Origin of the sequence: Xenorhabdus yunnanensis, assembly GCF_028598805.1 — a bacterium.
Classification (GTDB): Bacteria; Pseudomonadota; Gammaproteobacteria; order Enterobacterales; family Enterobacteriaceae; genus Xenorhabdus; species Xenorhabdus yunnanensis.
Genome location: NZ_JAQRFI010000036.1, coordinates 34,162 through 48,810, shown reverse-complemented (window position 1 = coordinate 48,810; position 14,649 = coordinate 34,162). Strand labels below are relative to the sequence as shown.

The window sequence follows — 14,649 nt, the reverse complement described above, 5'->3', positions numbered from 1 at the left end:
CCTTAACCCCGCTGACCATAACCAACTATTAGGAGTAGTGACTATGGCTAAGGCGCATTCTAAGCAAAACCGGGCGGTAAATAAAGCCGCCAAAACAGAACGTTATTACACTGTGGGATACGTGCCGCAAAATGGCAGACCGAACCCCCGGCCCGCGATAAATTTAACGGGACGATGGCTTAAACAGGCAGGATTCGAGATTGGCGGCACACTCACCGTCAAGATTATGGACGGCTGTCTGGTGCTTATTCCTGACAGCGACGACACCTGCACCATCAAGCAACAGTATCAACGCCAGCAAGACCAGCTCAGTGAGATTAAGCTGCGAATGCGGGAACTGATTGGGGATTATCAGGCAGGATGATGATAAAAAGCCGGAAGATCACAAGGATCTTTCCGGCTTTTTAATATGGCTATTGTGCGAAAGTGCGCTTATTAACCATAGAAATAGTCAAAGAAATTCCCAAAATTATCTGAACCTATTAATGGCTCAATTTCCTTGGCAATCATTTCAACAAACTCTGGTTTCAATTCATCATCTTCATCACAAATTTCAAAAATATCAAATTCACCATATACTATCTCTATTAGTTTTGATAATGAGATGAAAAAATCAGCTAATGAATCAGATATTTTAAATGGTTTTCCAGCATCATAATTAGCATAAACAGGTATATCTTGATTATCTAATAAAGCAATAATTGGTTTTCCTCCACCAATATCATCCATGAATACTAAATTATTATCCGGCCAATTAGGATTTTTTATTATCCCATCTGGATTTTTTATCCAACCATAGCCATATTGAGCCTCCTCTATTTCATCAAAATTACAAAATTTGATTGGAGTAAAACCAGTTTCTATTACCATATCGACAGGCGAAAACTTTTCAAACAAGAATAATATATCGTCAGATTTTTTAATATAATCAGGCCATTCTTGCTCAATGCCGTATCGTTCTTCAAATTTGCCTTGAAGATTAAATTTGTTATGAACGTTAACTAGTTCATTTAACGCCTTTTCTAATTTATTCATGTTAATCTCTTGGAATAGTAGAATTTATTTAGCTTTACATTTTTTCAACTGCAATTGTCTTGCTGTTTCTTCTCTATCAATGAGGCGACCTTTTCCTGAATTTTCATAAACTCCCCTATGTCCTTGATTACTATATAAGTGTTCATCAATACCACTAGGGTGTTTACCATTCTGTAGAAAAACAATATTTCTAGGGTCTCCTTTCCAAGCTCCTCCCAAGGCACCATTACCCTTAACACTGTTTATATGGTGTCCTGTATATCCTCTCTGAGACATGATGGAAGACAATTTGCCATTACTTTTCGTCTCTTTGATTATTTTAATTTCTTCATCAGACCAATTGCGAGAACCACCGCCTGCTTCAACAAGAACTCTTTCTTGCCCCCATGCTCTATTGATTGCTGTTCCCCTCGCTCCTCGTTGAGGGCTTATAGTGTCACGAACTTTGTACCGCATTAAATCTTTTGGATTTAATCCCAGTGGGTCGATCTGCCCTGTGGGGTTATGAACGTAGGCATACGGATTAGTTCCCCCCATTAGCCCAATGGGATCCGGCGTCAGGTACATACCGATTATTGGTGAATAGTACCGGAACCGATTATAGACCAGCCCGCTCTCCTCATCCAGCCACTGCCCGGCGTATTGCAGCCCCGGATTCAGTTCCGCATTTTCACCCAGAACCCCCAGGCGCAGCCCGTACAGGCTCTGCGGCGGCTGGCGCCAGACCCGGTGTCCGGCGGCATCAAACAACGCCAGCGGCTCCCCGGTCGGGGCACACACCGCGTACTGCGTCTGAACTTTTCCGGCGATAAGTTCATGCCGGTTTTCCGGGTTCAGGCTAAAGAACTGCACCTGCTGCGCCAGCAACTGCCAGCCGTCGAACACCAGATGGCGGATACTGTACAAGCGGTTGTGCCGGTACTCGCGAATTTCCGCCGGAACATCGCCATCCCACAGATAGGTGGTACGCATTCCCGCCCGCTCACACACTTTTTCCGTGCGCCGGCCGAAGGCATCATAACGATAGGCCCACTGCTGGCCGCCCGGGGTTTGTACCCCAATAAGCTGGTTCTGGCTGTTCCAGCGAAACTTGGTCAGTTGTGGACGGTGACCGTCTTCCCACAACTGCATCGCGGTCATCCGCCCCGCATCATCATATTCAAACAGGTGCTGCCCAAGCTGCCGTAAGCGGTGGCCTTTCTGGTACAGCCGTTCCCCGTCTATCTCATTGAGGCCGTCAAAACGGCGGGCAGGGTAGCCGGAGGCATCATATTGATAGTGTTCGCGCAGGTGTTCACCGTCACTGACCGAGGTGACCTGCCCGTTGCCGTTCACGACATAACGCAGCCATTGCCGCTCATCGTTTGCGGCCACCAGATTGAGTGCCGCATCGTAGCGATATTCCCTATCCAGTCCAGCCAGTGTCGGCTGGGGAATATCTGCCACTTCATGGGCGGCAAAAAACTCAGTGTTACGCCCGGCACGTTGTGCAGTCAGCTGTCCCATCAGGGAATGTTCTTGGCGCAGGATGAAACCTTTATCTGACTGGCGATGCCATTCATGGCCGTCGTCATCCCGCTCAATCTTGAGCGTGTGTTCACCGTTGAGATTAAATCGCCGAAGTTCACCCACCTTATTGGCTTCGGATTTTACCTGCCAGCATTGATCCTCCGATGTTTTCAGTGTTCTTGCCACGGTTTTATTATCCGGGTAATCACGCTGGATGTCGCCGTGTACCTGCGTTTCTTTCACGATGCGGTCTTTATCATCATATTCGAACGTCAGCGGTGTACTGTCAGGAGTCGCGATTTCTAGTAAACGCCCCAGAATATCGTAACAGTAGGTAGTGGTGCCTTCAGGGGTGTGCATGGCGGTCATGCGGCTGGCAGCATCATACTCAAAGCGTGTGATATTGCTCAACGCATCCCGTTTTTCAATACAGTTGCCGTTACCGTCATACGCATAGTGCCACTGCGTGCCCGCATAATCGGTTTCAGTGATAACCCGTCCGTCTGCATCCAGTGTATAACGGTAGCTTTCACCCTGCGGATTAATGACTTCCAGTAATTGCAGGCTATCGGGGTCATAACGGTACTGCCAACGGTGGCCTTCCCCATCGATGCGTCCTACTGGCAGGTCGAACGGGCCGTATTCGATATGCCATTGCACGCCACGGGCATCCGTCCACTCGGTCAGGTTGCCGTGGCGGTCATGGCGAAATCGTTCCAGGCTGTTGTTCGGGCGATCGCTTAAAGATACGCGATGATGGCGATCGTATTCCCAAAGCCACAGTGCACCGCCACCCGAGGCCAGCCGTTGCAAGCGGTCATGGCTGTCGTAGCCCAGCCGCAGGCTGCGGTGCTCTTCATCAAACAGTCTGGTCAGCCGTTTCTGTGGGTCATATTCCCACGACCGTTTGTATCCCTCTGTGTCCTCTGCCGCAATCACCAGCCCGAACTCATTGCGCGTCAGCGTGGTTTTGTTGCCATCCGGTGCAATAAAGCACTCCGCATTGCCATTATCGTCATATTGCTGCCACCAGACTCGTCCCAGCGGATCGGTCATGCTGATAAGCCGGTCTGAATCATCGTAGTGATACTGCCATGCCGCACCGGTGGCATCAGTAAAGGCGGTCACCAGCCCGGTATCCGCCAGATAATCTAACGTCAGGGTTTGCCCTTCCGGTAAAATCTGGTGGCGCAGGTTACCCCATTCATCATATTCATAACGCGTGATATGGCCACACGGGGTTTCAACCTGAGTCACCTGTTGTTGGTCATTGTAATGCCAGCTTGTGGTGTGCCCTTGTGGCGTCGTTGAACGGGTGATGCCCGGTTCATAGGTCAGTTGCACCGGGTAGAACCCGCCACTGCCGATACTGTGGATACAACGACCTTGTGCATCATAGGTATAATCAACAGCAGTCTGGTCACCATCTGACCAGCGGCTAATCAGCCCCTGTTCGTTATAGTCATAGAACAGGTGAAATTGCTGGGTACTGTCCGCTTCTGCCAGCCAGCCATTGTCATGATAGGCATAGCGTGCCATCACGTCATTCAGCCCATTGTCAGTGCGATGGATCGCTTCCAGCAGGCCCTCTTCCCGGTAGAACAGCCTCAGTTCCGAACCATCGCTGTGGGTCACTTTTTCCAGTTGATGTGCATCGTTATGCTGAAAACGTACGGCATTGCCATTGTGGTCACGGTGTTCGGTGAGTAACCAGCGCTGTATCGTTTTCTCCCCAGTGGACGCCAATCGGGTGAAGTATTTGCGTACCGGGTTATTTCGTTCTGCCAGAACAAAGCCGGACTTTTCCCGGCTTAAGGTAAAGTCGGGATGCTCCGGGTTAATGCTGTGGTTAACGCTTTGTGGCAGGGCAAAATGCAGGGAAGCCCCTTCGGTGGTCAGGATTTCTATCCTGTCTCCTGTGACAATGGCACATTCTGAGAAGTTGTCGAACCAGTTCTCGCCCAGATATCCCCGCAACCCCGGTGACCAGCTACGGGTAAACAGCAGCGGCAGCGTCTGTCCCAGCTCAATATCGGTACGTTGATCAAACAGCGCCCCGGTGGTGACATCAATCGGGTCACCGCTAAAGAATTTTTTCGTACTGGCCCAGTAACGTTTTAATCCTTTGGTTTCTTTAAAGGCTGTTTTGGCGCACTTGAGTGTTTTGCCTCGGACAATCTCCCCGACTTTTTTCGCGCCTTTAAATGCGCCCCTTACAACCGCTTTCTGTCCGGCTTTGGTAAAGAGCTTTCCTATACCTTTTGCCAGCCCGCGCGAAGGTGGAACGATAAATTCCACGGCGATCAGTAATGCCCGTTGCCAGCCGGAAAATTCTTCCTCGATTTCCAGATACGAGCCTTGACCGGAGCCGATAAAGACCTTGCTCGCCCCGCTTTTGATGGTGGAGCCGCACACTAGCTTATCATCCTTCCGCGCGGCGGGTTCGCCATTGATAAACACCGATTCACTGCCCTGTGCTATCAGCGGTGGCGGATGTTTACTGCACGCGGCTAAATCCACGGTCGCCCGGGCAGCAGGTTTCCCCTCAATCAATACATTCGGTGAACCTTTGCTGATTGCGCCATCCGGCGGCCCGATGCTGTCTACCATATTGGCTACCGCCGAACTGACATCGCTGATAAACCCGCCCAGTGCGAGGGTACCCGCTGTGCCTAATGCCAATACCGCTGCTGTGGCTAACCCACCCGTGCCCACGATCACGGCCGATGCTGCCGCAAAGACAGCGGCGCCAATTAATGCGCCGACAACAGCCCCCGCCAACGCACCCAAAAAGCTCGAGTGCTGAATAATATCCCCTTCACGTGCCGCCGCCGGGCCGCGTGGCTGTGAAGGTGGCATGACTCTGCCCACCGCATGAGTCGCCCCCACACGGGCAATCCGTGTTACGATTTCGTCACCCAGTCCCATGATGATCTCCTGTCACGCGGCCTGAAAACTGGTGATCACCGCCAGTAACGCAGTGCGTTGCCCTTCTTCAAAAGGTTGTGGTGACGTCAGGTTAAAGGCCAGTAACTGGCTGCCCCGGATTTGCAATACCACCATCTGGTGCATTTCCCCTTCCGGGCTTTGCCAGTGGTAATCCAGCCGCCACGCGTCTTCGCCACTGAGTGCCATTGGTAAACGCTGATGCTCCTGATAACCCGGCAGGTGGGTGGCAAATTGTGCCAGCGTTTGTTCGTAATACGTTGCCGCATCGGTTCCCAGCGGTACAGGTGTCCGGTTAATCACCAGATTGACCCCGCTGTCATCCGGCAGGACAAAAACCTGCATGGTTTCATCGCGCCAGTTGGCAGGGAGAGTCAGGGTGCCTTCATTCATCCGGTAAGGTTGTGCGCTCATCGTGTTTCCTTTTTCACTTTTCACTTTTTTAAAATGGTTAACGGGATCAGTTCAGGGTGATCACTTTCTGGCCATTGATAATGACGGTGTCGCCGGTAATATGGATGTTGCCTTCCTTATCGATCGAAATGCTGCCTTTGGTATTGCCGATATGGATACCCTCTTCGGTGGACTGGATAGTGATGGCGCCCTTGGCACTGAGCACACTGGTTTTCTCCACGGTCACCTGTCGTGTCCCGATGCTGCTGACTTCCGTGCCGATGATTTCCTTATGCCGGTCTTTACGCACTGTAATGGCCTGATTGTTACCGACACTTTCTGTGTGGTCATGCACCACGCGGGTTGACCTGTCATTGAGGACTTCTGTACTCATATCTTTCTGCGCATGCATTGATAGCTTTTCACTGCCTTTGGAATCTTCAAACAGCAATTCGTTATACCCCTCTCCCTTGTGGGTCTTGGAGCGGAAGGCCATCTGGGTTTTGCTGCCCGGCAGGGCACCCGGCGGGATGTTGCTAGCGTGGTAGGTGCGGCCGGTGACGATGGGCTGGTCCGGGTCGCCGTGCAGGAAGTCCACCACCACTTCCTGGCCGATACGCGGGATGGCGAGCATGCCCCAGCCCTGACCGGCCCACGGTTGGGTCACCCGTATCCAGCAGGAGCTATGGTCATCGCTGCGGCCGTAGCGGTCCCACGGGAACTGGAGGCGGATGCGGCCGTACTGGTCACAGAAGATTTCCTCCCCCGCCGGACCCACGACTTTGGCGATTTGCGGGCCGTCAATGGTCGGTTTCGGCAGCGGGGTCGGGCGCCAGCTCTGGTTATGGCGGATAAAGCTGAAATGGCTGTGCAGCGTGGTGCCGCTGTCGCCGGACGCGGTTTCCCGTGCCTGCGGCTGGCTGCCGGTGTGGTTCGCGCCCACTACCTGCCATGGCTGGTTCAGGTCAGGACGCGGGTGCTGGGTCAGGGTGAACAACCGGCCCGGTTGCACGGCGATGGCATGCCCGCTGCCCTGTCCCATCACAGCGTCGTTACGCAGGGCTTCGAGGCGGTAGCGGGTAAAGGCTTCCCCGTGGGCTTCGTCCTTAAAGCGCCCCGGATAGTCGTAGTGCTCGTAGTACATCTCTTGCAAGGTTTCTTCCTTCATTTGCGCGCGGAATTCCGCCGCCCAGGCCGGATTTTTGAAGGTGTAATCCTTAAGCTCTACCTGTGCCGGACGCACCTGCGCGCTGCATGTCAGGCTGCTCACGGAAGGTTCGCCCAATGTGCTGGTTTCCCCCGGCTGATACGGGACAACAATGCCCGGCGGAACGGAGCCGGCATCATCGGCAAACACCAGTGTGTTACGCCCGCGGCCGCATTCAAAGAAGTAGAAGATGCCCTCTTCGGCTGTCAGCCGTTGCAGGAACACAAAGTCGCTTTCCTGATATTGGACGCAGAATTCCCGTTCAGGATGCGGATGGCGCAGGCTGAACACCACATCACGGATGCCGTGCTCTTTCAGGATGGTGGTGACAATCGTGGCGATGTCCTGCTGCTGGAAGATGCGTGAGTTTTGGCGCAAGGTCGTACGCCACAGGTCAGGGCGAATGGTCATCTGGTAGGTGGTCTGGTGCAACCCGGTGTTACCCTGCTCGAAGCGAGCCACCATGCCGGTGATGCTGCGCTGCTCAACCCCTTCTTGCAGGATGGTCAGGGTGGCGGTGCGGTCGAGTACCGCCGGAAAATCGATAGCCGGGTCGGCACTGGCCAGCGCCACATTCAGGTGGAACGGCTGGGAAAAGCCTTCCGTCAGGGTGAAGTCGGTGACGACAAAGGTCTGCGGTGGCAAACCACCCGCCGTCAGGATAAATTGCAGTCCGCTCGGTGTGCTGACACCGCCCCCACCGCCCAACATCTGGCTGGCTTTTTGCAGCGCCTTGGCAGCAGCATGCTGGCCGCTCGCAGCCCGCTCTGCCAGCCCCTGACCGCCACTACCGCCTTGTGGAACCGCCCCCCCTAATCCGCCCAACATACCGGCGGTTTGTTGAGCCATTTGGGCTGCCTGCTGTCCCTGCTGGACAAGTGCCTGCCCTTTCTGAAGTTTCGCAATGCTCTTTTTTACTGACATGAGGTGTCTCCCTGATTAATGCCCACCGTCAAGGGTGACGGTTTGTTGATGATCTTTGGCCTGGCGTTCGGTCTCGTTTTTGCTCTGGTTTTCTGTCGCTTGCCGCAGCCGGTCATAACGGCCGAGCAGGGCATTAAAGCGCTCATCAATGCTTTTCAGCAGCACCGGAGGCGCCGTGTCCCCTTTTGCTGCATAGACGCCCAGCTGGCGCAGCAGTTCTTCCAGTGGCACTTCACTGCCGTGGCTGCGCTGGATGTCATAGATGGCTGTTTTCAGGTAGGACAGCGTGAAGCTGCCACGGGTACGCTCCTGCAACAGAATTTTGTCCGCCAGTTGCTGAAGTTGGTCGCGGGTCGCATTCCAGCTGCCTTTTAAGGGTACGCTGTCAATACGGGCGCTCATCTCCTGCTCCCACTGACGGGTGATATTCCGCTGGTCCGGTGACGTGGGCCAAAGTTGCTTCGCCGTTCCGGTCACCGTGCGGGCGGTTTCCCATGTCGCGAGTGGCGAGGTTTCCGCCAACCGATCCAACTGATTCTGATAGCGTGCCAGTTCGGGCTGGTACAGCCACGCCAGCCGGGCTCCAGCCGATTGGTCGGTGATGGCATTAAGTTGTTGTTGCAACGGCTTGTAGAATAGCAGCCAGCTCCCTACCAACACCAACCCACCCAACAGGACGCCGAGGCCAAAGCCCTGCCACGCACTTAACCCCTTCGGCGGCTGTTCGGGAAACTGTACTCTTACCCTCTGTTGGTTATTATCGGCCGCTGGTTGAGGATCATGACGCGGTGGCGGAGGAGGAGGCATTTCCGACTCTGCTTCCGACTGGGAGAGATAAACCAGTGGCGGCATCTGCACCGGCTGCGATGCCGGTTTGGCGGCCTGTCGTGGTTTTTCCAGTTTTTTCGCTGCGTTCTGGAAGAACCACAACAGATTTTCCACGCGCGGCAGGCGCTTCAGGTCGGATTGCTGCAACCGGTCGATAATCAGCTGGAGTGCCCGTTCGGCACGGTAAATCATCCGCAGGTCGCTGGCGGCAAAATCCTGTTGACGCAACACACTGCCGGTGCGGGAATGAAACCATTCCAGCAAGTCAGTACGCACTTGCGGCTGGGGCGGCCACAGGGCATCCCATTCACTGACGATAACCCCCGCCAGCAGTTCACAACCCTCAGTGAACCCTGCCAGTCCGTTCAGTTGCATCCGCGCCAATGTGTAGTAAATCGCTGTCTGTAAATCGACGCCATTGGTTTTGAATATCGTCAGGGACAGGGATTCCACCAGCGGCCAGTTCACTTCCGGTTGCGCTGGATGGCTGGTTTTGTTGATTTCATCGCGGATAACGGCAAATTCCGGCAGATTCAGCGGACTGCCGCCCGCCCGGATGATAAGATTTTCAGGGTGCCCGCTCATATCTGGTTTTTCTCCTTAAAAAAAACCCCGCCCGAAGGCAGGGGGTGGTTTGTTTTCAAGATTGACCTGCTACCTTCTCCTCAATTGGAGGTACTTCCCTTCAATAGCTTTCCTTCAATAGAAGGTCTTCATGTTCTGTTCAATAAAGGGTGTCCGGCAGTTTGAACTGGCTGAACAGTCCGCCCGCAAATGGATTGTCCGATTCATCCATATAGATGCGGTAGGTCACCTCACCGCCATCGACACTGAAACGTACGTCAAAGAAGCCCGGCTGGACGTTGGTCAGTTTGCCGCTGTTAATCAGCCGCAACTGTGCCCATGGGCCGCTAAAGCTGGTGGAACGCGGTGCCTGGTTGCTTTTCGCCGGCATCAAGGTCAGTTTGCTTTCTGTGCCTGTACGCATTGAGTTTGGCCAGATCAGACGCGCTATATTGCTGCGCCCGTGGGAGTAATCCACCAGCTGACCGTCAAGGTTCAGCAAGGCACGGCGTTTATTGCCGGTCAGGCTCATCGGTTCGATGGCGAACTGGGCACCGAGGCCGTTTTGTGGTGTAAAGAAGGTAGTGCGAATGCGGTTTGCCACTTCCAACTGTTTCATCACGTCCGGACGGATCAGCATCTTACCGTCAGTGCCTATGGTCAGGTTATTTGCTACAAACGGTTTCAGGCTCTGTTGATAGAAGGCATCCAGTGTCCCACCCGGCCGGAAGAAGCGGTCAAATTCGCTCAATGGCACTTCTTCGCGGGCATTGGGGTTGAATGGATAGCGACCCGCCAGATAGGTCTTGTACTGTTTGACTACGGTGTCTTGCCATTCCACTTCCAGTGAACGCACGGCTTCCATCATCACAACGCGCCATGCCTGCTCAGCCAAATCACCAATCCAACGGTTCAGTGGCTCTGGCAGGTTTTTCGCCATCTGCTGTACTTCAAAAATGGCATCACTGTTATTCTTGTCCAGACGCATCTGTACTGCTTGCAGTGCGGCCTTACCCGGTACAGGCGAGTTCTGGATCGCCAGCAGGTAACGGTGCAACGCCATCAGTTTCTGGTAGACGCTTTGCAGCGTGCTGCCTTTGTCACCATGTTCAATCAGTACGCCGGTTTCCGCGGCAAAGCCATGGCTGATCCTGTTCAACAATTTGTAGTCTTCTTTATCCAGCAACAGCCCTTTTTCCTTGCTGCTCAGCGAATTGTTTATCATCGGCGGATTAGTGTTATCACTCAGGATTTGCAGCGCTCGCTTGATAGGTTGCTCCCCACTAATCACCTGTTCGATGGCACTGATAGCCTGCGGCAGATCATCAAAGTCACGCACTTCGAGGTTGTTCATCGCCGCCCGCCATGTTGCGGTGTATTCTGCTTGGTACAGTTCGGTGATTTCATCCTTGATCATATTCTGATCTGCTTGACTATAATCGTCGTGACTCTTGTTCTTGTCGTTATTCTGTGACGCCCCTGCCTCGCTGTACTTCTCTTTGTTACTCTGTTCTATATTCAATACCCAACTGTCCATCGCGGTTAGTTCCACCAACTGCTCGCCTTGCCGGACAAAGTAATCCATCAAGCCGTGACGGGTCAGGAACTGTGGAATAACCAGCCGTTTTTCGTTGCTGACAACAAACACGCTGTCAAAGCTTGGACCAATCTGATCACGCAGATTGATCGGTGCTGCCAACGCATCCTGTGCTTTGATACGTAGGTTCTGGTATACCCGCTGCTTGACGGAAAGTGTTTTCAGCTCCTGCTGGGCTTGATGGATTGGCTTAACAAACGGTGCGAAGCGATCGATGGCATCCTGTTCGCCTTTATCACGTTTTGCTTTCCAGTCGGTACTATCCAGGGCGTAATCCAGATGGGTCAGTAACGCATCCTGTACACCACGCTGACCCATGAACTCCTTGCTCCAACGCTCACGCATATACTGTGCTACCAGCCCGTTGTTACGCTTGCTTTTATCTTCCATCATGCGCATCACACGCAGGATCTCGAGTTTTTCCTCACTGCCCACCGCTGCCTGATTCAGGTCATCCAGCAACCCCTGCATCAGGGACGGCAGGAAACGCTGTTCCAGCAATTTCAGGTAGGTCTTTGCCACATACGGCCCGACGCGATCGCCTTGGTACAGTGCCATATCCGTCAGGAAGGATTTGTTCTCGTGATAGTTACCGTAAGCCAATGTCGCATCACGGATCGGGTTCATCAGTGGCAGCTGGAGATTGCCATAGTGGTCATCACCTTTCGGTGGTGGGACAGACAGGAAGTTTTTCACCTGTGCTAATACTTCCTCACCCGCCCGATAGTTTTTCTGGTAGAAATAATGCCAGCCGCCCCACATCGCCACGATGACCAACGCACTGATGGTGGAGAAGGTATACAACTGGCGGCGGTTCCGGCTCAACCAGATCCGGTTTTCAGCCGCCAGATTCGGCTCTGCCAGCAAGACATTTTCAAACAGGGAGTGGGTGAAGTACGGTAGGGTGTCGCCCGCCGGCCAGGTTGGGAACGCCTGAGAACCCAAGTGGTACTGAGCCGAAGCCGATTGGGTGAACAGGTCATCCATCTGTCCCACCTGATGCGCCGACGTCAAATAAACGCCACGCAGGGTCGAACGTTGATGTTCGTCGTTATACAGAATATCTTCCAGCATCTGGACAATGTAGCTGTACAAGCCCTGAACCTGACGGGTGAAACTAAACAGGGCGCTGCGCTGGTTGGCATCCACATTGTTCAGCATCATGTCCGGCATCGCGGTATTCAGGTTGTTCATCCACTGTTTCCAGAACTGCTCCAGTTCACTGTGCCACGCTTTCTCATCGCGGTTATTGAGACTGAATGTCACACCCAAAATTTGGTCACGCAGTTTGCGATCCAGTGACTGGTACATCGCCTCAAAGCCGTGCAGCAGGTCGATTTTGGTCATCACCAGATAGAGCGGCAACTGACTGTGGAAGGTCAGGCGAATGTCTTGCAGGCGCTGGTGGATCTCCCTCACGTAACGTTCGCGTTGTTCGCGATTATCGGTCAGCAGGCGCAGGGTATCCACGGTCAGAATAATCCCGTTGAGTGGCTGGCGCTGGCGGTTTTCAGTCAGCCAGTTCAGCAACGATTCCCACAGACGGCTGTTGATTTGTGGTTTATCGCTGTTAAGCGGGACTGGCTGGTCAATCAACTGACCTTTCGGATCGATAATGACCGCTTTTTCCCCCAACCAGCAACGCAGCATCAGGGGCAATTCTCCGTCCTGACGCAAATATTCCGGTGCCGCGATCTCGGATAGTTTATAACCTTCCTTTATCAGTGAGGTTTTACCGCTTTTCTGGCTACCAATGACCATGTACCACGGACGATCATACAGGTAATTATAGGTGTCCAGATGGCGTTGCAGCTGGGATTTCCAGTGGTCGAGGTAGCGATCTTGATGTTCAATATCTACCCGTACCGGATCAACCACTTTCAGTTCAACGTCAAGGTTAAGTTTTTCCAGTGTCCGCAAGCGACGCCACGCTTTCATGCCGATCCAGAACAACACCACCATGATGATGATGGCGGTTGCCAACCAGCGTGCCGCGAGGCTCTCCAGCGGATAGTCGCTGCGGAGTTTCCATTCTGGCCCCCACCACCAGATTGCAATCAAGAGCAAGCAGGGGATAAGCGCCAGAATCAGAGTCATCAATGCCTTGAGGCGTGGCAGGGACTTAAACTTCGCCAGCGCCGGCAAGGCTGATTTCAATGGTGCCAAAGATGACAAAGAGGGCCATTTCATGGGTTAACGCTCCTGTTTGAAGCCGTATCCTTAGAAGGAGAAGGGAGTTTTTCAGCTAATTTTTCAGCCAATAAAGCCAATAGGCCCGGCTCCCATTGAGTAAGTTGCATGTGTTGCCCCGTGTGTAACAAATTCCGGTAATGCTGTTGAGCCAGCGCTGTCATGCCAGCTTCTGCAAGCAATTGAGCATTGAGCAGTTGGCCATAGAATTGATCCCGTGGCTCAGTTAACTGTTGCTGATGTTCTTCCAGCATTTTCAGGGCTGCTTCCAATCCTTGTTGCTGGAAACATTGCCAGATAACCTCCTGATCAGCAGAAACGGAACCATTGCCCGTTGCCACTGGTTCAGGTGCGAGCCAGTCGAGAGTTTCAGGAGAAATAAACGGACTCATGTCAGAAAAACTTAAGGTTTTCAGTACGGGCAATCGTTCCAGAAAAGCATTCAGTTCGTCGCGAATGGCCAACGAGACGTTTACGTAACCCAATTGCAATGCCGCTTGAGCTGCGATGGCATGACCATCCAGCCAGTAAGGGGCAAACGTCAGGCTTTGCTCGATTTGTTGGAGCAATTTGTTGTCTGCCATCGGCAATCTTGCCAAATAGTCAGCAGTGCGATCTGCGGAAGTTGGTGCTAACGGGGTTTTACCTGTTGCGTTCGCCATCGGTGCCGTGGTGATGGTGTGCCATACCGCGTGGCGGCGCAGAGAATACCCCACTGACGATTCGGGATGCCGTTCACACAGCAAATCCGCGACGGTCATCAGGGTCTGTTTCCATGCTTTTTCGCTCGAGCTGTTGACGTCTACTTCTGGCATTGGCACAGCTTCATAGTTCTGGGGCACTTGCGTCAGAGATTCGGCTGTGGATGCTGATGCCGCGACTGGAGCAGGTTTTGTCTCCACGGACACAGCTTTTGGCTGACGGTTATAACGAATGCGCAGTTGGTCAACTTCTTTGGCAAGATCAGGTTCATTGGCATGCCAGCATTGGGCGAGATGTGCAAATGCGCCTTGTGCATCATCCCGTTCACTTTTGCTCGCCTGTTCAGTAAAACTGCCTTGGGATGATTCAAAACGCTTGAGTACTTGCTGTGCCAGTCGACGCTTTAACTGTGGCTTGGTTGGCCAGGCCTTTTCCCAGTAATTTTTGACATATTCGGTCAGTAGTTCCATGGCAAGGATCAACTCAGCAGAATTGCTGGCATGTTGCAATGTACGTAACAAATGCACCATCAGCCGGAAGTCCTTGCTCTTTTCACTCAGCAGTTGCAAGGCCTGCCGCTGGATCTCTTCAACATCCAGCGAGCCATGCGACAGTGAGCCAAATTTGATCATCTCGCTGTCAATGTATTCCCATGCAGGTTCATTGTCTCCCAGCCCTTTGCCGATCTGTTCATCAGACAGGGGGGCCAGCAGAGAGCCGAACCAATCGAATTGTGTTCTGATGTCCATGTCGA

Annotated in this window: 8 protein-coding genes; 1 reads left to right on the top strand and 7 read right to left on the bottom strand. The window is 53.0% G+C overall.

All coding sequences use genetic code 11. The features are described 5' to 3' along the window. The first annotated feature begins 43 nt into the window (after positions 1 to 43). Complete coding sequence (locus PSI23_RS14635; RefSeq protein ID WP_273555780.1) at positions 44 to 364, top strand: SymE family type I addiction module toxin; 321 nt, start codon at positions 44 to 46, stop codon at positions 362 to 364. A 71-nt stretch (positions 365 to 435) separates the two neighbouring features. Here PSI23_RS14635 and PSI23_RS14630 read toward each other — a convergent pair whose 3' ends face one another. The 7 genes from PSI23_RS14630 to tssA all read right to left on the bottom strand — a co-directional run bounded on the left by PSI23_RS14630 (position 436) and on the right by tssA (position 14,644). Beyond that, positions 436 to 1,035 carry a hypothetical protein gene (locus tag PSI23_RS14630; RefSeq protein WP_273555779.1) on the bottom strand — a complete coding sequence of 200 codons (600 nt, stop codon included), beginning with the start codon at positions 1,033 to 1,035 and terminating at the stop codon, positions 436 to 438. 24 nt (positions 1,036 to 1,059) lie between these two features. Further along, complete coding sequence (locus PSI23_RS14625) at positions 1,060 to 5,472, bottom strand: RHS repeat-associated core domain-containing protein (RefSeq protein WP_273555778.1); 4,413 nt, start codon at positions 5,470 to 5,472, stop codon at positions 1,060 to 1,062. Positions 5,473 to 5,484: 12 nt separating this feature from the next. Beyond that, complete coding sequence (locus tag PSI23_RS14620; RefSeq protein ID WP_273555777.1) at positions 5,485 to 5,904, bottom strand: DUF1795 domain-containing protein; 420 nt, start codon at positions 5,902 to 5,904, stop codon at positions 5,485 to 5,487. A 46-nt stretch (positions 5,905 to 5,950) separates the two neighbouring features. Further along, entirely contained in the window at positions 5,951 to 8,014 is a 2,064-nt protein-coding gene (locus PSI23_RS14615; RefSeq protein ID WP_273555776.1) for a type VI secretion system Vgr family protein, read from the bottom strand. Between the two features lie 15 nt (positions 8,015 to 8,029). After that, on the bottom strand, positions 8,030 to 9,427 hold the full coding sequence (locus PSI23_RS14610; RefSeq protein WP_273555775.1) for a VasL domain-containing protein: 1,398 nt from the start codon (positions 9,425 to 9,427) through the stop codon (positions 8,030 to 8,032). Between the two features lie 139 nt (positions 9,428 to 9,566). Continuing rightward, positions 9,567 to 13,193 carry a type VI secretion system membrane subunit TssM gene (tssM, locus tag PSI23_RS14605; protein WP_273555774.1) on the bottom strand — a complete coding sequence of 1,209 codons (3,627 nt, stop codon included), beginning with the start codon at positions 13,191 to 13,193 and terminating at the stop codon, positions 9,567 to 9,569. Continuing rightward, positions 13,190 to 14,644 carry a type VI secretion system protein TssA gene (gene tssA, locus PSI23_RS14600; protein WP_273555773.1) on the bottom strand — a complete coding sequence of 485 codons (1,455 nt, stop codon included), beginning with the start codon at positions 14,642 to 14,644 and terminating at the stop codon, positions 13,190 to 13,192. Before tssA ends, tssM begins: the two co-directional genes overlap by 4 nt. Positions 14,645 to 14,649 lie beyond the last annotated feature (5 nt).

Excerpts from the sequence above, each read along its gene's own strand:
- PSI23_RS14635 (WP_273555780.1), top strand. The coding sequence starts at position 44 with ATGGCTAAGGCGCATTCTAAGCAAAACCGGGCGGTAAATAAAGCCGCC.
- PSI23_RS14630 (WP_273555779.1), bottom strand. The coding sequence starts at position 1,035 with ATGAATAAATTAGAAAAGGCGTTAAATGAACTAGTTAACGTTCATAAC.
- tssM (WP_273555774.1), bottom strand. The coding sequence starts at position 13,193 with ATGAAATGGCCCTCTTTGTCATCTTTGGCACCATTGAAATCAGCCTTG.
- PSI23_RS14610 (WP_273555775.1), bottom strand. The coding sequence starts at position 9,427 with ATGAGCGGGCACCCTGAAAATCTTATCATCCGGGCGGGCGGCAGTCCG.
- PSI23_RS14615 (WP_273555776.1), bottom strand. The coding sequence starts at position 8,014 with ATGTCAGTAAAAAAGAGCATTGCGAAACTTCAGAAAGGGCAGGCACTT.
- PSI23_RS14625 (WP_273555778.1), bottom strand. The coding sequence starts at position 5,472 with ATGGGACTGGGTGACGAAATCGTAACACGGATTGCCCGTGTGGGGGCG.
- tssA (WP_273555773.1), bottom strand. The coding sequence starts at position 14,644 with ATGGACATCAGAACACAATTCGATTGGTTCGGCTCTCTGCTGGCCCCC.
- PSI23_RS14620 (WP_273555777.1), bottom strand. The coding sequence starts at position 5,904 with ATGAGCGCACAACCTTACCGGATGAATGAAGGCACCCTGACTCTCCCT.